Here is a 20,647-nt window from a genome sequence, read left to right on the forward strand (position 1 = left end):
GTCACGCCCTACCGCGACGGCATGAACCTCGTCGCCAAGGAGTACGTCGCCTGCCGCTGCGACAACGACGGTGCCCTGGTGCTGTCGGAGTTCGCGGGTGCGGCCGACGAGCTGCGCCAGGCCTGGCTGGTCAACCCCTACGACATGAACGGCATGAAGGCCGCGCTGCTGGAGGCCTACCGGGCCGAGCCCAAGGAGCTCACCCGCCGGATGAAGGCGATGCGCAAGCAGATCAGCCAGCACGACGTGAAGGCCTGGGCCGACAGCTTCATGACCGAGCTCGAGGCCGACGCCCAGCACGTCCACACCAAGACCGTCCGGCCGGCGACGAAGTCCTGACCCGGCCGCCGGCCGGAGGTACCGTTCGGCCATGGATCTGGTGCCGCTGCGCTCCCGCTCGGTCCCGCTCCCGGGATCGGCGCTGGTGCCCGGCTTCGTGCCCGGGCCCGACCAGGTGGTGGCCGCGGCGAGCAACGTCGCGCACAAGGTGCTCTACGGCGGCCTCGCCGACCTGCGCCCGATGCCCCGCACCCTCATCGACGAGGGCACCCTCCGCGAGGTCTACCACTACCGGCCGAGCGGCACCGTGCAGGAGACCGGCGACCCCGTCCTGCTCGTCACGCCGCTGGCCGCGCCGTCGATCTGCTACGACCTCCGCCGGGGGTGCTCGCTCGTCGAGCACTTCGTGACCGAGGGCCGCCCCACCTACCTCGTCGAGTACGGCGAGGTGTCCTTTCGCGACCGCAACCTCGGCATGGAGCACTGGATCGACGAGGTGGTGCCCACCGCGATCCGCGAGGTCTCCGAGCACGCCGGCGGTCGACCGGTCCACGTGGTCGGCTGGAGCCTTGGCGGCATCTTCTCGCTGCTCACCCTCGCCGACGCCAGGTCGGGCGACCTGCCGGTCGCATCGCTGACGGTCGTCGGCTCGCCGATCGACGTCAGCCAGGTACCGCTGCTGGCACCCTTCCGCCCGCTCCTGAACTGGAGCAACGGCAAGGGCGTGATCACCCGTGGCTACCAGGTGCTCGGCGGGGCGCCGAAGCCCCTGGTCCGCTGGGCCTTCCAGCTCACCGGCTTCCAGAAGCTGGTGACCAAGCCCCTCGCGATCGCCACCCACATCGACGACCGGGAGTTCCTGGCCCAGGTCGAGGCCGTCGACCGGTTCACCGACAACATGATCGCCTACCCGGGCCGCACCTTCGGCCAGCTCTACCACCGGTTCGCCAAGGGCAACCAGCTCGCCGGCGGCACGTTCGAGCTCGACGACCGCACGATCGACCTGGCCGACATCGACGTGCCGGTGCTGGTCTTCGCCGGCTCCACCGACGGGATCGCCCCGGTGGGGGCGGTCCGTGCCGTCGTACCGCTGCTGACGGGGGCGCCGGAGGTCCGCTTCGAGATCGTGCCGGGCGGCCACCTCGGGATGCTGACCGGGCGCGCAGCGCGGCGCACGACGTGGCTGGTGCTGGACGAGTGGATCAGCCGGTGGTCCGAGGGCGAGGCCGCGACGCCGGACCCCGCCACCGCCGGCGAGACCGGCGGGTCCGCGGCGCCGCCCGCGATCGGCACCAACCGCACCCGCCGGCACTCCTCGGCCGCCTCCCGCGCACTGTCGAAGTAGCGCCGCGCCGATCGCCGCCGGGACCTAGTCCCAAAGGACTAGCGACCTCCGACCTGCTGCCCGATTCCCCGCCCGCCGCCGCCACATAGATTTCTACTCACCGACGCGGACCTCGATTCACTGGAGGGAGCCCCTCCGGGTCCGGCGCCCCTCGCGGGAGCGCCGCCGGAGGACCAGTCAAGGCTTGAGGTCCGCGTCGGAGCTAGCGCAGTGCCGCCTGCGTGGCGCCCCTTGGAGGGAGAGGGGCGCCGCAGGCGGAGCTGGGCGGCAGGGAGTAAAAGGAGAGCGGCTCCACGGCCGGGGCCCTGGGGGGGCCAGTTATGGTCCCGGCCGTGGGAGCACTCTCCGGACTCGTCTCCAAGGGCCTGATGGCAGCCGACTGGGCCGAGGCCCTGGCACCGGTCGAGGACCGCGTCGCCGACCTCGGCCGGTTCCTGCGGGCCGAGCTCACCGCCGGCCGGTCCTACCTTCCGAGCGGCGACCAGGTCTTCCGCGCCTTCCGCCGTCCCCTGGCCGACGTCCGCGTGCTCGTCGTCGGCCAGGACCCCTATCCCACGCCGGGCCACCCGATCGGGCTCTGCTTCGCCGTCGACCGCGCCGTCCGGCCGATCCCGCGCAGCCTCGCGAACATCTACCGCGAGCTCGCCGACGACGTGGGCGTCGTACCGCCGCCGCACGGGGACCTGACGGCGTGGACGGAGCAGGGCGTGATGCTGCTCAACCGGGTGCTCACGGTCCGGCCCGGCGAGCCCGGCTCGCACCGCGGACAGGGCTGGGAGCACGTGACGGCGTGCGCGATCCAGGCGGTCGTACGACGAGCCGAGGCGGGTGCTCCCCTGGCTGCGATCCTCTGGGGGCGCGACGCCGGCACGCTGGCGCCGCACCTCGGCCCGATCCCGTGGGTGGGGTCGGCCCACCCCTCGCCCCTCTCGGCGTCGCGCGGGTTCTTCGGCTCCCGCCCGTTCAGCCGGGTCAACCGGCTCCTCGCCGACCGGGGCGGCACGCCGGTCGACTGGTCGTTGCCGCACTGAGGGCAGCCCCTTCCTCCCCCGCGATGGAATATAGTTAAGTTCTCAACCATTGGGGAGGCATGGACAGCTCGACGACCGCGATGCCGGCGCTCTACCTCGGGCACGGGGCACCGCCCCTGCTCGACGACCCGGTCTGGAGCGCGCAGCTCGCGGCGTGGGCAGGCGACCTGCCCCGACCGCGGGCGATCCTGATCGTCAGCGCGCACTGGGAGTCCGCGCCCCTGTCCCTCTCCGCGAGCGGAGCACCGCTGGTCTACGACTTCGGCGGCTTCGACCCGAAGTACTACCGGATGACCTATCGCACCCCCGACGCCACCGCGCTGGCGGAGCGCGTGGCCGCGATGATGCCCGACTCCGAGCCGGTGCACCAGCACCGCACCCGCGGACTGGACCACGGCGCGTGGGTGCCGCTGGCGATCATGTATCCGGAGGCGGACATCCCGGTCGTGCAGATGTCGCTGCCCACGCACGACCCCGCGAAGCTGCTTCGGATCGGGGAGCGGCTCCGCCCGCTGCGCGAGGAGGGCGTGCTGGTGATCGGCTCCGGCTTTCTGACCCACGGCCTGCCGTTCCTGACCGAGTTCCGGATCGACGCCGCGGCACCGGGGTGGTCCGCCGAGTTCGACGCCTGGGCGGGCGAGGCGCTCGCGCGCGGCGACGTCGACGCGCTGGCGTCGTTCCGCTCGGCGGCACCCGGCATGCCGTTCGCGCATCCCACCGTCGAGCACTACAGCCCGCTCTTCGTGACGCTCGGCGCGGCCACCGACCCGGCACAGCCGGGCGAGCAGCGGATCGACGGCTTCTGGATGGGCCTCTCGAAGCGGTCGCTGCAGGTCTCCTGACTCTTGATTTTCAGAAACAACTTTCCTACAACTGGTGTTGCAACTATGTGCCGACCGGCCACGGCCGGCCCCAACGCCGAAGGAGGTTGAGACCGTCATGTTGCTGCGTACCACCGACCCGTTCCGTGACCTCGACCGGCTGACCAGCCAGCTCCTGGGCGCCGGATGGGGGACCACCAACCGACCTGCCGTGATGCCCATGGACGCCTGGCGCGAGGGCGACCGCTTCATCCTCGAGTTCGACCTGCCGGGCGTCGCCAAGGAGAGCATCGACATCGACGTCGAGCGCAACGTGCTGACCGTCCGGGCCGAGCGGGTCTCCGGCAACGGGGACTGGCAGCGGCTGGCGTCCGAGCGCACCCACGGCCAGTTCTCGCGCCAGCTCGTGCTGGGCGACAACCTCGACCTCGAGCGCATCGACGCCGCCTACGACAACGGCGTGCTGCGCCTGGTCGTCCCCGTCGCCGAGAAGGCCAAGCCGCGGAAGGTGCAGGTCGCCGGCGTCGAGGCACCGGCGGAGCGCGATGCGATCGGGTCGCGGGCCGAGACGTCGGACGCCACGGCCTGACCGGACCTGACCGGCCCTGACCGGACCTGCTCGGACCTGATCAGGCCTGGTCCGGCCGGGCTCCTGCGGGCTGCGCTGCTCGACCGCCTTCACGCAAGGCGGTCGGGCAGCGGCGTGCTCAGCGGACGCCGAGCCTGCGCATCAGCTTCAGCGACGAGAGCATCTGCTTGACGTAGGCGTCGTAGTCCTGGCCGGGGCGGGCGCCCATCACCTGCTTCTTCAGCACACCGACGTTTTTGACGTCGGTGTACTTCAGCAGGCCCTGGTCGCCGTGCCGCGCGCCGACACCGGAGTTCTTCACGCCTCCGGAGGGCGTGCCCTTCGACGCGTAGGCGGTGGCGAGCGCGTCGTTGATGTTGACGTTGCCCGACTCGATGCGCGCGGCCACCGCCTCGGCGCGGGCGAGGTCACCGGCCCACACCGACGCGTTGAGGCCGTAGTCGGTGTCGTTGGCCAGCCGGACCGCCTCGTCCACCGTGCGGTACTTGTACAGCCCGACCACCGGACCGAAGGTCTCGGTGGATCCCGCCAGCATGTCCTTGGTGACGCCCTCGAGCACGGTCGGCTCGAAGAACGCCGGGCCGATGTCGGGCCGCGCCCGCCCGCCGCACAGCACCGTCGCGCCCTTCGCGACGGCGTCCTCGACGTGCGAGGCGACCCGGTCGCGGTGGTCGACGGAGACCAGCGAGCCGAGCTCCGGGCCGAAGTCGTACGCCGCGCCGATCCGCAGGCTCTTGGCCCGCTCCACGAACGCAGACTTCAGCTCGTCGTACCGGCTCTCGGGGAGGTAGATGCGCTCGATGTGCATGCAGATCTGCCCGGTGTTGCCGAAGACGCCGAAGGCGGTGGAGTTGACCCACTCCTCGACACCGGCGTCGTCGAGGTCGTCGAGCACGATCATCGGGTTCTTGCCGCCCAGCTCCAGGCAGCACCCGATCAGGTTGCGCCCGGCACGCTCGCCGATCACCCGGCCCGTCGCCGTGGAGCCGGTGAACATGATGTAGTCGGCGTTGTCGATCAGCGTCGGGCCGACGTCGGGACCCTCGCCGCACACGACCTGGAACAGGCCCTTCGGCAGGCCGGCCTCCTCGAGCAGCGAGATGCCGTAGAGGGGCGAGAGGGCCGTCTTGTTGTCCGGCTTCACCACGACGGCGTTGCCGGCGATGAGGGCGGGGATCGCGTCGGACAGCCCCGTGGCGAACGGGAAGTTCCACGGCGCGATGATCCCGACCACGCCCTTCGGCGTGCGGACCTCGGTGGAGGAGGAGACGAACGGCACCGGCCCACCGCGCTTCACCGGCTTGAGCAGCTTCTCCGCGCGCTTGAGGTAGTAGCCGATCACCATCGGCGGATCGCAGGTCTCCTCGATGGCCATCCGCCGGTTCTTGCCGCTCTCGGCCTGGATCAGGTCGGCGGTGGTGTGGGCGTTGTCGACCAGCAGGGTGTGGGCCCGCTTGAAGACCTCGAGCCGCCTGGCGACGGGCCACTGGGCCCACAGCCGCTGCGCCTCGCGCGCCGCCTCGAAGGCGGCCGTGATGTCGTCGGGGGTCGACTGCGGCAGCTCGACCAGCACCTCGCCGGTGTAGACCTCGGTGAGCTTCCAGGTGGCTCCGGACCGGCCCGGCACGCGCGCGACCAGCCGCTCCAGGAACTCGTCGGTCAGGGTCGCGGGGCGGGTCAGGTCGGTCACCACGAGGCACCTCCCAGGATCAGCTCGGCCGCCTTCTCGCCGATCATGAAGCACGGCGCATTGGTGTTGCCGCCGGTGATGGACGGCATGATCGAGGCGTCGGCGACCCGGAGCCCGTCGATGCCCTTGACCTTGAGGTCCGGCCCGACCACCGCTCGGTCGTCGACGCCCATCCGGCAGGTGCCGACGCCGTGGTAGACGGAGGTGGACCGGATCCGCAGCGCCTCGCGGAGCTCCTTGCCCTGCAGCGCCGCGCCGGGGTGGATCTCGTCCTTGACGGCACCGCCGAACGCGGCGCCCTTCATGATCTCCCGGATCATCTCGGTGCCCTCGGCGAGCACCTCGAGGTCGTCGGGCTCGTTGAAGAAGCCGTAGTCGATCAGCGGCGCGGCGAGGGGGTCGGACGACGCGAGCCGCAGGGTGCCGCGACTGCGCGGGTAGATCAGCGTCGAGAACACCGTGACCGCGGGACGCGGGTCGACGTCGTGGCGGATCGGCTCGTCCTGGTTGGGGCTGACGTAGGACCACGGCAGCATGTGCAGCTGCAGGTCCGGCACGTCGGTGGCGAAGGACGTACGCACGAAGCCGACCGACTCGAAGACCGAGTTCTCGAGGAACGACGTGCCGCGGGCCAGCTGGCGCACCAGCCCGCCGGCGAAGTACGACGCCTTGCCGCGGTGGGTGACCGTCGGCACGTGGAAGGTCAGCGGGTGGAACAGGTGGTCGTGCAGGTTGTCGCCGACGGGCAGGTCGGCCAGGCAGTCGATGCCGAGGCCCGCGAGGTGGTCGGCGTGACCGATGCCGGAGAGCATCAGCAGCTGCGGGGAGCCGATGAACCCGGCGGAGACGATGACCTCCTTGGCGGCGCGGATCATCCGCCGCGTGCCGCCGCGGCGGCCCTGGTCGAGCACCTCGACGCCGACGGCGCGGCCGTCCTTCACCACGATCCTGGTGGCGACGACCTGGGTCTGCACCTCCAGGGTCTGGGGCGCGAGGTGGTGGACGTAGCCGCGGGCCGAGGAGTAGCGCAGGCCGCCGGCAGCGTTCTGCTGCATCCGGGCGATGCCCTCCTGCTCGGCGGCGTTGTAGTCGTCGAGCACCTTCACGCCGAGGGTGTCGGCGGTCGCCTGGATGAACTGGAGCGTCGCCTCCTGCGGCTTCTTGGCCCGGGTGATCTTGATCGGGCCGCCGGCGCCCCGGTAGGCGTTCTCGCCGTCCTCGAAGTCCTCGTAGCGCTTGAACGCCTCGTTGACGCTATCGGCGTCCCAGCCGGTGTTGCCCTCGGCGGCCCAGGAGTCGTAGTTGGCGCGGTTGCCGCGCACGTAGACCATGCCGTTGACAGAGCTCGACCCACCGAGCACCTTGCCGCGCGGTGCCGGCATCCGCCGGCCGTTGAGGTTCTCCTGGGGGACGGAGTAGAAGCCCCAGTCGTTGAGCTTCTTGATCTTGGGCTCGGCGTGCATCGGGCCGATCATCCCGGGGATCTTGGTCAGCAGCTGCTCGTCGGACTTGCCGGCCTCGAGCAGGATCACCTTCGCGCCCGACTGTGCCAGTCGGCCCGCGAGGACCGAGCCGGAGCTGCCGGACCCGACGACCACGTAGTCGGCCTCGTTGCTGCGTGTGCTCGTCCGTCCCGCACGCTTCGCCATGGCGCTTCCCATCCTCTTGGTGACCCTAGTCGCCGGCGTGACCCGGCTCACGTGAACTGTAACGCGTTCTATTCTGGGACGTACAGGTGTCTCCGCGATACGAAACGCTTTCGTCTGCGACCATCGAGGGGTGCGGATCCTCTCCATCCAGTCCCATGTCGCCTACGGCCACGTCGGCAACTCCGCCGCCGTGTTCCCGCTCCAACGGCTCGGCCACGAGGTCTGGCCGGTGCTCACCGTGCACTTCTCCAACCACACCGGCTACGGGTCCTGGCGCGGCCCGCTGCTCGCCCCCGACGACGTCCGCGACGTGGTCTCCGGCATCGAGGAGCGCGGCGTGCTGCCGACCTGTGACGCCGTGCTGTCGGGCTATCTCGGGTCCCCGGCCGTGACCGAGGTGGTGGTCGACGCGGTCCGCCGGGTGAAGGCGGCCAACCCCGCCGCCACCTACACGTGCGACCCGGTGATGGGCAACGCGAGGTCCGGCTGCTTCGTGAACCCCGAGATCCCGCCGATCATCCGCGAGCGCGTGGTGCCGGTCGCCGACGTCCTCACCCCCAACCAGTTCGAGCTCGGCTTCATGACCGGCCACGACGGCCTCGGCGAGCCGTCGCCGATCGAGGACGTGCTGACGGCCGCCGACGAGGTGCGCGCCATCGGCCCGTCGCTGGTGCTGGTGACGTCGGTCGACCGAGTCGACGCCCCGGCCGAGACGATCGAGATGCTGGCCGTCTCCGGCGAGGGCGCCTGGATCGTGCAGACGCCCCGGCTGCCGATGAAGGCCAACGGGTCCGGCGACATCACCGCGGCGCTGTTCACCGCCCACCTGCACGCGAGCGGGTCACCGGCGGTCGCCCTGTCCCGGACCGCCGCGTCGGTCTTCGACGTGCTGGAGACGACGCTGCGCTCCGGTGAGCGCGAGCTGCGGCTGGTCGCCGCCCAGGACGCGATCGCCCACCCCGACGAGCGGTTCGAGGTCCGTCAGCTGCGCTGACCCGGCGCTTCGCTTAGCCGGTGCTGCGCTGGGCCGTCCCCTCAGTCCCGCTTCCGCTTGGTCTGCAGCGCGACCAGCGCGCTGGTCACCCGGTCGGAGAGGTGGGTGGCGGTCTCCACCATCATCGCGTTGAGGACCGAGCCGGCGCGGACGTGCGGCTTGCCCTTCATCATCCCCTCGAACCCGTCCTTGGCCACCGTCGCCGGGTCGTCCTTGCGACCGCGCGCCAGCGGGGAGTCCTCCATGTCGGCCCGGGCGAACAGCTCGGTGTCGGTCGGCCCGGGCATCAGCGAGGTCACGGTGACGCCGGTGCCCTTGAGCTCGTGGCGGATCGCCTCGGCGAAGGAGTGCACGAACGCCTTCGAGGCGGCGTACGTCGGCTGGAAGGGCGCCGGCGCCACGGCCACGATCGAGGCGGTGATCAGGATGCGTCCCCGGCCCTGGGCGACCATGTGGTCCACGACCCGCTTGCCGAGGTGGACCGTGGAGCGGACGTTGAGGTCGACCAGGCCCTGGTGGTCCTCGAGCGAGGTCTCCGCGAACCGGCCGGCGACGGCGGTCCCGGCGTTCAGGGCGGCGGCGGCCAGCGGCCGACCCAGCCGCTCGACCTCACGCCACACCTGCTCGACCTCCGCCGCCACGGTGAGGTCGGCCCGCACCGGGACCACCTCGCGGCCGGACCGCCGGAGCTCCTCCGCCGCCTGTTGCAGCTCCTCGTCCTCGGCGACGACCACGACGTCGTACCCGTGGTCGACGAACTGGCGGGCCAGCTCGAAGCCGATCCCGCTGGACGCCCCGGTGACCAGGGCGAGGTCCGCGTCAGCACTCATGCGTGAGCGGTACCCAGCCGGCGCCGGCCCAGTGCCGTCGCTGACTAGGATTGCCCGGCGCCCGCAGGGCAGCGCCGGTGTAGCTCAGTTGGTAGAGCGCCTTACTTGTAATAAGGATGTCGCGGGTTCGATTCCTGTCACCGGCTCCCACCACGTCCGTCCGGCCTCGGCGCGCCGATGAGTCACCCGCGACCACCTAGTCTCAGGTCTCGTGGACCTGCCCGTGATGCCGCCCGTCCAGCCCATGCTCGCCAAGTCGGTCTCGGGGGTGCCCGACCCGGCCAAGCACGATCGGGTCGGCCTCTCCTTCGAGCCGAAGTGGGACGGGTTCCGGTGCATCCTGTTCCGGGACGGCGACGAGGTCGAGCTGGCGAGCCGCAACACCAAGCCGCTGACCCGCTACTTCCCTGAGCTCGTCGAGGCCGCGCGCAGCGAGCTGCCCGAGCGGTGCGTGCTGGACGGCGAGATCTTCGTCGCGGTCGGGCCGCGGCTGGAGTTCGAGGTCCTCCAGGAGCGGATCCACCCGGCGGCGTCCCGGATCAACCTGCTCGCCGAGCAGACGCCGGCGAGCTTCGTCGCCTTCGACCTGCTGGCCCTGGGCGACGAGTCGCTCCTCGAGCGTCCCTTCGGCGAGCGACGGGCCCGGCTGGAGGAGGCGCTCGGCGGTCTCGCCGACCGCGCGGGGCGTTGCCACCTCACCCGGACGAGCACCGACCCGGCCGTCGCCGAGCAGTGGTTCCACCAGTTCGAGGGCGCCGGGCTCGACGGCGTGGTGGCCAAGCCGCTGAGCGCGCCGTACTCCCCCAACGCCCGCACCATGCTCAAGATCAAGCACGAGCGCACGGCCGACGTGGTCCTCGCCGGCTACCGCGAGCACAAGACCAGCACGCCCGAGCGCCCGCTGATCGGCAGCCTCCTGCTGGGGCTCTACCAGGACGGCGAGCTGCAGCACGTCGGCGTGAGCGCCAGCTTCACCGAGAAGCGGCGGGCCGAGCTGTGGCAGGAGCTGCAGCCGCTGGTGTGCCCCATCGAGGAGCACCCCTGGGGCCGGTGGCAGGAGTTCCTCGTGGCGAACCCCAGCCGGGTGCCCGGCACCCAGAGCCGGTGGAGCCAGGGCAAGGACCTCTCCTTCACCCCGCTGCGGCCCGAGCGCGTCGTCGAGGTGAAGTACGACGCCATGGAGGGCCGCCGGTTCCGCCACACCGCGCACTTCAAGCGGTGGCGCGACGACCGCGACCCCGAGTCGTGCGGCTACGAGCAGCTCGACCAGCCGGTGCGCTACGACCTGGCCGACGTCCTGGAGGGATGAGGCGAGCCGACTCGACCGTCGACCCCGCTCGGTGTAGGACTGAGGCATGAGCACCGAGCCCGTCGGCAGCCCGTCCGGCTCCGGCAGCGACGACTACGACGTCGTCCTGCTGGTCGAGCAGACCCTCACCGTCGCGGACGCCGCCCAGGTCCGATCCCTGCACGAGGCGCTGGACGTGCCGGTCGTCTACCACGTGCTGCTGCCCATGGCCGACGCCGCGGCGGCCGTCGAGGCGTCGCTGGGCGTGATGGGCGGCGCCGACCTGATCGCGCCCGCCGTTACACCCTCGGCCGACGAGATCGAGCACCTCCGCGACGAGTACCGCGAACAGGCCCGCCGCGACCTCGACCGGACGGCGCAGGCGCTCGCGAGCGCGGGCGCCGCGGTCGGCAGCGTCACGGTGGTGACCGACGCCCCCGTGGACGCGCTGGCCCGCAAGGTGCGCGAGGTCGACGGCCGGGAGGCGATCGTGCTGACCCGGCCGCACGTGGTCGCCGAGTTCTTCCACGTCGACTGGAGCTCCCGGGCGCGGCGCAAGCTGGGCGTCCCCGTCCTGCACCTGCTGGAGCACGAGAGCTTCGACGAGCAGGCGGGCGGTGGCGAGGGCGTCACCGGCATGTGACCGCTCGGTCCCTCCCACCGGCTGCGTCAGCCGTCCGACTCGTCCCCGTCCGCCCGGCTCGCTCCGACCGCTCCGAGCTCGACGACGATGTCCAGGTGGCCCGCGTGCCGTGCGTACTCCGCCAGCACGTGGAAGCAGATCCACTCCAGCGTCGGCGGCGCGTCGTCGAAGCGGCCGCCGACCGCGCCCCGCGCCGTCAGGGAGTACGACGCCAGCACCTCCCTGGTGCGAGCGCCCACGGCGTGCAGCCGCTCGACGAGGTCGGCGGCCGCCACGTCGTCGGGCACCGTCCACCGGGCGGCCGGCCTGGTCTCGTCGCCGTCGTCGGAGACCCACGGCTCCGGCACGTTCCAGTCGCCCCACGGCTCGGCCACCTGCTCGCCGAGGAAGCCCCACACGAACCAGCGCTGCTCCATGTGGAGCACGTGGGAGAGCAGCTCGATCGGCGTCCATCCCGACGGCACCAGGGAGGTGCGCTGCCGGTCCTCGGGCAGCGCCAGCACCGCCCGCGCGAGATCGCCGCGGACCCAGTCGAGGTAGTCGGCCCAGCGGGCGGCACCCGCCCGGTCGGAGCCGGAGCCCGGCTCCTGCGGCTCCGGAACCGCCGCGCGACTGCTCGTCACCGGCCGCCGACCCGGTTGCCGTGCTCGTCCCAGTGCTCGGCCACCTTCTTGCTCGGCTGCACCCGGGGCGGCTCGCCGGGCATCTTGGGATAGTCGGGCGGGAAGTTGAGCTCGCCCTCGCCGTCGGCGACCTGTTGCTCCCACAGCTCCAGCAGCGGCTCGAGCGAGAAGGCCCGGGCGTCCATGTCCGCCCAGGGGTCGCCGTCGGCGAGGCGGTCGGGCACGGTGAACAGGTTGAAGGCCCGCGGGTCGGTGACCTCCGCGAGCTCCTCCCACGTGACGGGCGTGGACACCGGCGCGCCGGGGAGCGGGCGCAGCGACCACGCGGAGGCGATGGTGCGGTCGCGGTTGTTCTGGTTGAAGTCGACGAAGATCCGCTCGCCGCGCTCCTCCTTCCACCACGCGGTGGTGACCTGCTCGTCGCGCCGGGCGAGCTCGCGGCCGAACCCGATCGCGGCGTGCCGGACGTCCTCGAACTCCCAGCGCCGCTCGATGCGCACGTAGATGTGCACGCCGCGGTTGCCCGAGGTCTTGGGGTAGCCGCGGATGCCGAGCTCGTCGAGGAGCTCGCGGGCGACGCCGGCGACCCGGACCGCGTCGCCGAAGGTCGTGCCGGGCTGGGGGTCCAGGTCGATCCGCAGCTCGTCGGGGTGGTCGGTGTCGTCGCGGCGCACCGGCCAGGGGTGGAAGGTGAGCGCCCCCATCTGGGCGCACCACACCGGCACGGCGATCTCGGTCGGGCAGATCTCCTCGGCCCTACGTCCGGACGGGAAGGTGATCTCCACCGACTCCAGGTAGTCCGGGGCGCCCTTGGGGACCCGCTTCTGGTAGAACGCCTCGGCGTCGTTGTCGCGTGGCCCCGTGGCCAGCCGGAACCCCTCGCGCACGCCCGACGGCCACCGCTCCAGCGCGGTGGGCCGGTCGCGCAGCGCGCGCATCAGGCCCTCGCCGACGGCCGCGACGTACTCCGCGACCATCAGCTTGGTCACCTCGGGCGTGCTGTCGGTCGCCTCGTAGATCACCCGGTCGGGGCTGGAGATCCGGACCTCGCGCTCGCCGGCCCGGACAGTGGCCGCCGCGGTCTTCGCCATGGGCCGACCCTAGCCCGTCGGCTCCGTCCCGGACCCGGATCGCCGCGGGGCGCGGCGGCTGCGCCGCTACTCCGGGGCTACTCCGCCGCCGCCGCCCCGTCGAGGGGCTCGAGGGTCAGGCTGATCGAGTTGATGCAGTAGCGGTCGCCAGTCGGGGTCCCGTAGCCGTCGGGGAAGACGTGGCCGAGGTGGGAGCCGCAGTTGGCGCAGCGCACCTCGGTGCGCTTCATGCCGTGCGAGTTGTCCTCGAGGTACTCGATCGCCTCGTTGTCGAGCGGCTGGTAGAAGCTCGGCCACCCGCAGCCGGAGTGGAACTTCGTGTCGGACTCGAACAGCGTCGCCTGGCACGCCTTGCAGCGGTAGACGCCCTTGGTCTCGGTGTCGGTGTACTCACCGGTGAAGGCACGCTCGGTGCCGGCCTGGCGGAGCACGGCGTACTCCTCGGGAGTGAGCTCCTTGCGCCACTCCTCGTCAGTCTTCTCGACCTGGTAACCCATGCCTTCAAGGCTACCGGGACGCGCCAGCCGGAGCCTCAGGGAAGCCGGGCGAGGAGGTCGGCGACGTCGGTCCGCCGCCCGGTGTAGAACGGCACCTCCTCGCGCACGTGCCGACGGGTCTCCGAGCCGCGGAGGTGACGCATCAGGTCGACGATCCGGGTGAGGTCGTCGGCCTCGAACGCCAGCATCCACTCATAGTCGCCGAGCGCGAAGCTCGGGACGGTGTTGGCCCGCACGTCGGGGTAGCCGCGCGCCATCTGACCGTGCTCGGCCAGCAGCCGCCGGCGCTCGGCGTCGTCGAGGAGGTACCACTCGTAGGACCGGACGAAGGGATACACCGCGACGTAGTCGTGCACCCGCTCGTCGGCCAGGAACGCCGGCAGGTGGCTGCGGTTGAACTCCGCGGGGCGGTGCAGCGCCATCTGCGACCAGACGGGTGCGAGCCGGGTGCCGAACGCCGTACGACGCAGCCGGTGGTACGCGTCCTGGAGCTGGTCGCTGGAGCCGGCGTGCGACCACACCATCAGGTCGGCGTCGGCGCGGAGCCCCGCGACGTCGTAGACGCCGCGCACCACCGTGTCGCCGGCGGCCAGCTCCGCGAACAGCGCCTCGACCTCGTCGGCCTCGGCCTTGCGGGCGACGTCGTCGTCCCCGAGCGGCCGGTCGAGCCGGAACACCGACCACATCGTGAAGCGGACCGTCTCGTTGAGCTCGTTGATGCGTGCGGCGTTGGACTGGATGTGCGCCTGCGGGTCCGACATGGCTCCATTCTGCCCGGCGGGCGGGGACGCCGGGACGCGGCCCGCCCCCGGGGCTCAGCGGCCGTAGCCGGCCTCACGCGCCTTGACGATGGCGTCGGCGCGGCCGGTGGCGTGCAGCTTGGCGTAGATCGCGGAGACGGTGTTGCGGACGGTCTTGTTGGACACGTGCATCGCGGCGGCGATCTGGTCGTTGCTGCGGCCGGCGGCGATCAGCTGGAGCACGCCGCGCTCCCGGTCGGTCAGCTCGGGGAACGGCTCGGCGCCGGGGGCGTGGGCGGCAGCGCCGGACGCCCCGGCGAAGAACCCGGCGACGCGTCCCGCGAGGCTCGCACCGAACACCATGCCGCCGGCGGCCGCCGAGCGGATCGCGGCCTGCACCTCCTCGGCGCCCGCTCCCTTCAGCAGGTAGCCGCAGGCGCCCGCGCGGATCGCGCTCAGGATGGTGTCGTCGTCCTCGTTCATGGTCAGCATCACGACCCGCAGGCCCGGCTGCCGGCCGGTGAGGAAGCGGGTGGCCTCGATCCCGTCGAGGCGAGGCATCTGGATGTCCATCACCACCACGTCGGGACCGGTCTCCTGCACCACGTGGATCGCCTCGCGGCCGTCGGCGGCAGCGCCGACGACCTCGATGCCGTCCAGCGCCCGCAGCAGCGCGACGAGTCCGTCACGCACGATCTGGTGGTCGTCGACGACGACGACCCGGACAGCCGAGCTCATGGCCGGCTCCTTCCTGACGGGGTGGGCTCGAGCGGCAGGCGGGCCCGGACCAGGGTGCCGCCGCCGGGTGGGCAGCTGACGTCGGTGGTGCCGCCGAGCTCCGCGGCGCGCTCGCGCAGGCTGGACAGTCCCACCCCCGCCTGTCGCTCCGGCGGGATGCCGCGGCCGTCGTCGGCGATCTCGACGAGGAGCGCCTCGTCCGCGAGCTCCAGCCGCAGCCGGGCGCGGGTGGCGCCGGCGTGGCGGGCGACGTTGGTGAACGCCTCGCCGGCGATCCGGTAGGCGGCCACCTCGACCGCCGCGGGCAGCCGCCCCTGCAGGTCCTCGTCGGGCGCGACGACGTCGACCTCGAGCGGCAGGTCGAGCAGGTCGGCCTGCTGCCGGAGGGCACCCACCAGGCCGCGGTCGTCGAGGGCCGGCGGCCGCAGGTCGTGCACCAGGCGTCGTACGTCGGCGACGACGTCCTGCACCTGGCCGGTGACGGCCGCCAGCTGGTCGCTGGCTCGGCCGGGGTCGGTCCGCACCGCCATCCGGGCCGCCTCGAGCTGGAAGACGATGCCGCCGAGGGCCGGGCCGAGCCCGTCGTGCAGGTCGCGGCGGATCCGCCGCCGCTCCTCCTCGCGCGCCGCGACCAGCCGCTCGCGGCTGCGCTGCACCTCCTCGGCCAGCTGGCTGGTGCGCGCGGCCGTCGCCGCCTGGCGCACCAGGTCGCCGAGCAGCTGCTCGTCCTGCGCGGTGAGCCGGCTCCGCAGGCCGCGCGCCGGCAGCACCAGGCGGCCGACGCCGGCGCCCCGGTAGGTGATCGGCAGCGTCCGCACCTCGGCGGGCCGCGCGCCGTACGTCGTGACGAGCCGCTCGCCGTGACTGCGGTCCACCTCCACGCTGACGAACGCCACACCGAAGGCGGCGGCGACGGCCCGCGCCACCGCGGCGAGCTGCTCCCCCGTGTCGTCGGTCGTCTCCAGCGTGGAGGCCAGCCCGGCCACGGCGTCGTAGCGGTTGCCGCGCTCCCCCAGCATCAGCCGCTGGACGGTCGAGGAGAGGCGCTGGCGGAGCGGGCCGTAGAGCAGCACGGCGACCACGAGCACCACCGCCACCACCTGCGCCTGGGTGAGCGCGTCGTCGAGCACGACCGTCAGCAGGGCGAGCACGGCGACGTCGGCGACCACGAGCACGACGAGCAGCGCCGCGAGCACGGCCGTCCTCGCCAGCAGGTCCCGGATCGGCACGATCGAGGGGTCGACCACGGCGATCGCCATCGAGCCGACGGGCAGCACCATCACCACCGCGGACAGCAGGTAGTCGTCCGCGGGCAGGTCGACGACCAGGCCGGCGAGCAGGACCGCCCCGATGACGGTCACGCTCCACAGCAGCCACCGCATCCGGTCGCGCATCAGTCCCTGCGAGGCCCGGTAGCGGACCACCACGAGCACCATGGTGAGCAGGAACCCCACCACACCGGCGCCCACGCCCACCGACACGACCTGCTCGCCGTGACCGCGGAGCAGCTGCAGGGACGTCGGGTCCAGGTCCACCTCCGACGGCACCATCCCCGTGGCCAGCCTTCCCTCGGCGGGCGCCACCAGGAGCGCCGCCCCCGCCACGAGGGACAGGCCGAGGGCCGCCCTCCCCACGAGACGCCAGACGCCCGGCAGGAGCCGGCCCGTGGGGAAGAACAGGAGCAGAACGGCGACCGAGATCGGGAGGAACGCGCCGAACCGGTTGAGGAACCAGACGGCGAACGTCATCGCCGGCCAGGCCATGTCTGCGGTCAGGCCCGCTCGGACGTATCCCTGCGCCAGGCCGTCGAGCGCCCAGAAGACCCCGAGCAGGGCGATCAGCGACCCGAGCAGGAGGTCCCTTCCCCGCCTCAGGATCGCCGCTGCGCAGAGCGCGATGAGAAGGCCGTTGGCCGTGAACGGCCAGCTCACGCCGGGCGCGAGCCGCGCGCCCGGCCCGCTGGGCTGCGCTTGCAGGTCGAGCGCCACCGATCCCGCCACGGCCACGGCACACAGCAACGGCACGACCACCGCCGCCGCCAACGCGCCGCGACGCCTCGACCGGGGGGCCGGCGGTCGGTGGCTCGCGTCGTCGGGCTGCAGCACCGGGACATTGTGCAGCCGGTCCGGCCCCCCACGGGCCGGACCGGCTGAGATGGTGCGGCTCCTCACCCGCAGCGGTCAGCCGCGGCCACGGTGCGCCCTGTCACCGACGAGGAACCCGAGGGCGAGGACCAGCACCAGGACCGGGCCGGTGAACCCGGCCATGTACTGCGCCGGCGAGATCCCGGCGAGCAGTGTGAGCCCGCCGAGGAGCAGTCCCACCAGGGCGATCCAGCGCGGGACTGTCCCGTCCCGGCCGGCAGAGAAGACCGCCAGGCCGGCCAGACCCGTCAGGCCCCACACCCACGGGATGGTGGCGATCCAGTGCCCGAAGAAGACCGCGTTCACGGGGTCGGTCAGACCGTCCTCCGCCAGTCCGAACATGAACTCGGTGTTGAGACCCGCACCGAGCATCACGATCACCGACGTGCCGAGCATGCCGGCGAAGGCGACCATCGGTGCGATGCTGCCCGGCGCGGCCGCCCTCAGCCGACGGTGGAGACCGGCGGCGAACACGACGAGCAGCACGGCACTCAGCCCGGCGAGGACGTGGAAGGCCGCGATCTGCGGGATCTGCTCGGCCAACCGGTCGGCCTGGCCCGCCGTGTCGCCTCGCAGGTCGGGATCGTAGATCGCGTCCACCTGGAGCGAGGTCACGACGGCCGCGGCGCCGAGGGCACCGGCCCCGACGCCGGCGAGCGCCCATCGGGCCGACCCCTCGGCGGACGCGACGGCCGACGGGTCCGCCGCGTCGGTGACGGGCACGTCGGACCGGACCGGATGGTGACTGACGGTGTGCGTGGTCATGCCTGCTCTTCTCCTTCGGTTGGCGATGACCCGACGGTGCCCGTCCCGTCGTCCCGCCCCCCAGGGACAAGGGGGCAGACCTGCCCGGGACACCCGGGTCCCCGGTCCCTGGTTCCCGGGACACCGGGTCGGCCACGCTCGGCGCACCGAGGACCAAGGAGGCCCAGACGTGAGTTACTTCGCCGTCGCCCAGCTGCAGATCCACGAGTCGGACTGGATCCCCGACTACGTCGAGGAGGTGAGCCCCCTCGTCGAGCGGTACGGCGGCCGCTACCTGGCCCGCACCCCGCGGGTGGAGTGGGTGGAGGGCGAGGAGCAGCCCGGCCGGCTGGTCGTGCTGATCGAGTGGCCCTCGCGCGACGCGGCGATGGAGTTCTACCGGTCCGAGGCCTACCGCCCGCACCTCGAGGCGCGCCGGTCCGGCTCCAGCGGCGACTTCCTCCTCGTCGCCGGGGAGGACGGTGCGCGCTCGAGCTAGGAGCCGGCAGCGCCGAGGACGTCGTGGACCGCCCGCCGCGCGGAGCCGACGGTGGCCGGGATCCCGACGCCGTCGTACGCGGCACCGCAGACGGCGAGGCCGGGGACCCTGGCCACCGCGGCCCGGATCCGCGCGACGCGGTCGAGGTGTCCCACCCAGTACTGCGGGAGGCCACCTCCCCAGCGCTGCACCACAGCGTCCACCGGTGCCGAGGTCAGCCCGGTGGCGTCGGCGAGGTCGACGAGCGATGCGTGGACAAGCTGCTCGTCGGGAACCTGGAGCGTCCCTTCCTCGCCGAAGCGGCCGAGGGAGGTGCGGAGGAAGAGGAGACCTCCGCCCTCCCCGGCCGCCCTGACCCAGTCCCACTTGGCGAAGGAGAAGGTCGAGGCCTTCACCCGGCGACCGTCCACCGGAGGGACCAGGAACCCGGACGCGCCGACGTCGAGGGCCTCCCGCACGCCGGGGTCGTCGGCCCGGAAGGCGAGGGTGACCACGGCGACGGAGGCGTAGCCGATCTCCTCCAGCTCGCCCGCGGCGGCGGGCGCGACGTCGGAGAGCAGCCGCGCGGTCGCCGGCGCGGGGGTGGCCAGCACCAGCACCCCCGCGCGCTCCTCGCCGGCGGACGAGGAGACCGCGAAGCCGTCGGACGTACGACGCACGCCGGTGACCGTCGTCCCGTGGCGGACCTCCACGCCGGGCCGCTCCCGCAGGTCCGCCTCGAGCGCACCGGGCAGCCGCCACATGCCGCCCGCGACGCCCGCGAAGACCGGCGGCGCGTCCGCGGGAGGGTGCGGGACCGTGACCTCGGGCCGGACGATGAGGTCGGCGAGCTGCGGGATCGCCGCTCGGACGGAGATGCTCCGCGCCTGGCCGGCGTACACGCCGCCGAGCAGCGGCTCGACGATGCGGTCGACCACCTCGTCGCCGAACCGGGCGGCGACCAGGTCGCCGACCGACCGGTCGTCGTCCACCGTCGGCACCTGCTGGTGGCGAGCCCGCGCCATCCCCTCGTCGCTGAGGATGCCGGACCGTTCGAGGTCGTCGAGGTCCAGCGGTGCGCCCATCAGCGTGCGAGGGAGCCGACGGAGCGCGCCACGGGTCCAGATCCGTGAGCTCGCCCCGGTCGGGTGGACGATCGGCAGGTCGAGGTCGGCGGCCAGGCCGACGCCCTCGGGCCGCCGGCTGATCATGGCCTCCGCGCCGACGTCGACGGTGACTCCGGCCACCTCGCCCGCCCGCAGCTTGCCGCCGGCGCGGTCGGTCGCCTCCAGCAGCAGCACGTCGGCGCCCGCCGCGGCCAGCTCCCGGGCGGCCACGAGCCCCGCGACACCAGCACCGACCACGACCGTCCTCACCCGGCCAGTGTCCCAGACCGGCGTGGTGGGAACCGGTGACCCGCTCCGGCCGTCCGATCGTCATGACCACCCGCCGAACCACCCCGCGCAGACCGATCCTGCTGGTTGCCGCCGCCCTGGTCGCGGTGCTCGCCGCCGGCTGCTCCGACGGCTCCGACGACGCAGGCCGGGCCGGGACGATGTCGGGCGACCCGATGCAGGCGGAGGCGCCCACCGCCGCCGACGAGGCCGCTCCGGCGGACGCCCTGATGGACCGGTCCGCGGGCGGGGCCGACTCGGACAAGCGCGGCAGGGACGGCAGCGGCCGGCCCGGCAGCGAGCCGGGCGACGTGCAGCCGGCGGTGATCTCGACCGGCACGGTGTCGCTGGCGGCCGCCGACGTGGCCGATGCCCGCGCCGAGGTGCAGCGGATCGCCGACCACGCGGGAGGTGCCGTCACCCAGGAGGAGACGACCACCGACGACGACGGCGCGCTGTCGACGGCGCGGATGGTGCTGCGGGTGCCGAGCGCCGAGTTCTCCGCGACCACCGACGCCCTGGAGGAGGTCGGCACCCTGGAGAGGTCGACGACCGGCTCCGAGGACGTGACCACCGAGGTGCTCGACGTCGCCGCCCGGATCCGAGCGCAGGAGAAGAGCGTCCGCCGGGTGGAGGCACTCCTCGCCCGGGCCGACACCCTCAGCGAGATCATCACCATCGAGGCCGACCTCGCCGAGCGTCAGGCCGACCTCGACTCGTTGAAGTCGCGGCAGAAGTGGCTCGAGGACCAGACCAGCCTGTCCACCATCACGGTGCACCTGCACCGCACCGGCGACGACGAGACCGACGACGAGGACGGCGCGGACGGGTTCCTGGGCGGCCTCGAGACCGGCTGGGACAGCTTCGTCGCCGGACTCGCCGTGGCTGCGACGGCGGTCGGGTTCCTGCTGCCCTGGGTGCTCGCACTGGCCGTCCTCGGCGCGCCGCTGCTCCTCTGGTGGCGGTCCCGCCGCCGGCACCGGCAGCTCGCACCGGCAGCCGGTCCGACGGCCGGTCCCGCGGCTGGGCCATGATGGGC

At 72.8% G+C, this 20,647-nt stretch carries 21 protein-coding genes and 1 tRNA gene; 11 read left to right on the forward strand and 11 right to left on the reverse strand.

All coding sequences use genetic code 11. The annotated features are described in order from the left end of the window. The 5 genes from ACPOLA_RS16515 to ACPOLA_RS16535 all read left to right on the forward strand — a co-directional run. On the forward strand, positions 1-339 hold a 339-nt coding region (locus ACPOLA_RS16515; protein ID WP_435771598.1), incomplete at its 5' end, for a trehalose-6-phosphate synthase. Between the two features lie 31 nt (positions 340-370). Then, entirely contained in the window at positions 371-1,624 is a 1,254-nt protein-coding gene (locus tag ACPOLA_RS16520) for an alpha/beta fold hydrolase (RefSeq protein ID WP_435771599.1), read from the forward strand. Between the two features lie 332 nt (positions 1,625-1,956). Further along, positions 1,957-2,655 carry a uracil-DNA glycosylase gene (locus ACPOLA_RS16525; protein ID WP_435771600.1) on the forward strand — a complete coding sequence of 233 codons (699 nt, stop codon included), beginning with the start codon at positions 1,957-1,959 and terminating at the stop codon, positions 2,653-2,655. 59 nt (positions 2,656-2,714) lie between these two features. Beyond that, complete coding sequence (locus tag ACPOLA_RS16530; protein WP_435771601.1) at positions 2,715-3,497, forward strand: dioxygenase family protein; 783 nt, start codon at positions 2,715-2,717, stop codon at positions 3,495-3,497. 97 nt (positions 3,498-3,594) lie between these two features. Next, positions 3,595-4,065 carry an Hsp20/alpha crystallin family protein gene (locus tag ACPOLA_RS16535; RefSeq protein ID WP_435771602.1) on the forward strand — a complete coding sequence of 157 codons (471 nt, stop codon included), beginning with the start codon at positions 3,595-3,597 and terminating at the stop codon, positions 4,063-4,065. Between the two features lie 118 nt (positions 4,066-4,183). On the opposite strand, the gene ACPOLA_RS16540 is transcribed toward ACPOLA_RS16535, so the two are convergent. After that, positions 4,184-5,755 (reverse strand): succinic semialdehyde dehydrogenase, encoded by a 1,572-nt coding sequence (locus ACPOLA_RS16540; RefSeq protein ID WP_435771603.1) that lies wholly within the window; start codon positions 5,753-5,755, stop codon positions 4,184-4,186. Further along, positions 5,752-7,404 carry a GMC family oxidoreductase gene (locus ACPOLA_RS16545; RefSeq protein ID WP_435771604.1) on the reverse strand — a complete coding sequence of 551 codons (1,653 nt, stop codon included), beginning with the start codon at positions 7,402-7,404 and terminating at the stop codon, positions 5,752-5,754. The genes ACPOLA_RS16540 and ACPOLA_RS16545 overlap by 4 nt, the downstream gene beginning before the upstream one ends. 130 nt (positions 7,405-7,534) lie before the next feature. Here ACPOLA_RS16545 and pdxY point away from each other — a divergent pair, with 130 nt between their 5' ends. Continuing rightward, a complete protein-coding gene (gene pdxY / locus ACPOLA_RS16550; protein WP_435771605.1) occupies positions 7,535-8,398 on the forward strand; it encodes a pyridoxal kinase PdxY in 864 nt (287 codons plus the stop codon). A 41-nt stretch (positions 8,399-8,439) separates the two neighbouring features. Here the strand turns inward: pdxY and ACPOLA_RS16555 are convergent, their stop codons facing one another. After that, entirely contained in the window at positions 8,440-9,228 is a 789-nt protein-coding gene (locus ACPOLA_RS16555) for an SDR family NAD(P)-dependent oxidoreductase (RefSeq protein WP_435771606.1), read from the reverse strand. Positions 9,229-9,301: 73 nt separating this feature from the next. Here ACPOLA_RS16555 and ACPOLA_RS16560 point away from each other — a divergent pair. From ACPOLA_RS16560 to ACPOLA_RS16570, 3 genes are all read left to right on the forward strand, one after another. After that, a tRNA-Thr gene (locus ACPOLA_RS16560) sits at positions 9,302-9,374 on the forward strand. Positions 9,375-9,439: 65 nt separating this feature from the next. Next, positions 9,440-10,537 (forward strand): ATP-dependent DNA ligase, encoded by a 1,098-nt coding sequence (locus tag ACPOLA_RS16565; protein WP_435771607.1) that lies wholly within the window; start codon positions 9,440-9,442, stop codon positions 10,535-10,537. 46 nt (positions 10,538-10,583) lie between these two features. Then, positions 10,584-11,159, forward strand: coding sequence for a hypothetical protein (locus ACPOLA_RS16570; RefSeq protein ID WP_435771608.1), 576 nt, complete (start codon positions 10,584-10,586; stop codon positions 11,157-11,159). A 26-nt stretch (positions 11,160-11,185) separates the two neighbouring features. On the opposite strand, the gene ACPOLA_RS16575 is transcribed toward ACPOLA_RS16570, so the two are convergent. The 7 genes from ACPOLA_RS16575 to ACPOLA_RS16605 all read right to left on the reverse strand — a co-directional run bounded on the left by ACPOLA_RS16575 (position 11,186) and on the right by ACPOLA_RS16605 (position 17,757). Next, positions 11,186-11,782 (reverse strand): mycothiol transferase, encoded by a 597-nt coding sequence (locus ACPOLA_RS16575; protein ID WP_435771609.1) that lies wholly within the window; start codon positions 11,780-11,782, stop codon positions 11,186-11,188. Then, positions 11,779-12,873, reverse strand: coding sequence for a DNA polymerase domain-containing protein (locus tag ACPOLA_RS16580; protein WP_435771610.1), 1,095 nt, complete (start codon positions 12,871-12,873; stop codon positions 11,779-11,781). Before ACPOLA_RS16580 ends, ACPOLA_RS16575 begins: the two co-directional genes overlap by 4 nt. Before the next feature lie 77 nt (positions 12,874-12,950). Further along, positions 12,951-13,370: a peptide-methionine (R)-S-oxide reductase MsrB gene (gene msrB / locus ACPOLA_RS16585; RefSeq protein WP_435771611.1), complete on the reverse strand. Its 420-nt coding sequence runs from the start codon at positions 13,368-13,370 to the stop codon at positions 12,951-12,953. Positions 13,371-13,405: 35 nt separating this feature from the next. Next, positions 13,406-14,131, reverse strand: a complete 726-nt coding sequence (gene hemQ, locus ACPOLA_RS16590; RefSeq protein ID WP_435771612.1) for a hydrogen peroxide-dependent heme synthase — start codon at positions 14,129-14,131, stop codon at positions 13,406-13,408. 54 nt (positions 14,132-14,185) lie between these two features. Beyond that, positions 14,186-14,848, reverse strand: coding sequence for a response regulator transcription factor (locus ACPOLA_RS16595; protein WP_435771613.1), 663 nt, complete (start codon positions 14,846-14,848; stop codon positions 14,186-14,188). Next, entirely contained in the window at positions 14,845-16,953 is a 2,109-nt protein-coding gene (locus ACPOLA_RS16600) for a histidine kinase (RefSeq protein WP_435771614.1), read from the reverse strand. The genes ACPOLA_RS16595 and ACPOLA_RS16600 overlap by 4 nt, the downstream gene beginning before the upstream one ends. A gap of 75 nt (positions 16,954-17,028) precedes the next feature. Beyond that, the gene (locus ACPOLA_RS16605) at positions 17,029-17,757 is read right to left on the reverse strand and encodes a hypothetical protein (protein WP_435771615.1); all 729 of its coding nucleotides are present in this window, start codon (positions 17,755-17,757) and stop codon (positions 17,029-17,031) included. Between the two features lie 169 nt (positions 17,758-17,926). On the opposite strand from ACPOLA_RS16605, the gene ACPOLA_RS16610 reads away from it, so the two are divergent. Beyond that, positions 17,927-18,235, forward strand: coding sequence for a DUF1330 domain-containing protein (locus ACPOLA_RS16610; RefSeq protein ID WP_435771616.1), 309 nt, complete (start codon positions 17,927-17,929; stop codon positions 18,233-18,235). Here ACPOLA_RS16610 and ACPOLA_RS16615 read toward each other — a convergent pair. After that, on the reverse strand, positions 18,232-19,590 hold the full coding sequence (locus ACPOLA_RS16615; protein ID WP_435771617.1) for a protoporphyrinogen/coproporphyrinogen oxidase: 1,359 nt from the start codon (positions 19,588-19,590) through the stop codon (positions 18,232-18,234). The genes ACPOLA_RS16610 and ACPOLA_RS16615 overlap by 4 nt on opposite strands. A gap of 62 nt (positions 19,591-19,652) precedes the next feature. Here ACPOLA_RS16615 and ACPOLA_RS16620 point away from each other — a divergent pair, with 62 nt between their 5' ends. Then, on the forward strand, positions 19,653-20,642 hold the full coding sequence (locus ACPOLA_RS16620; RefSeq protein WP_435771618.1) for a DUF4349 domain-containing protein: 990 nt from the start codon (positions 19,653-19,655) through the stop codon (positions 20,640-20,642). Positions 20,643-20,647: the final 5 nt, after the last annotated feature.

The sequence above is a fragment of the Nocardioides proteolyticus genome (assembly GCF_051280635.3).
GTDB lineage: Bacteria > Actinomycetota > Actinomycetes > Propionibacteriales > Nocardioidaceae > Nocardioides.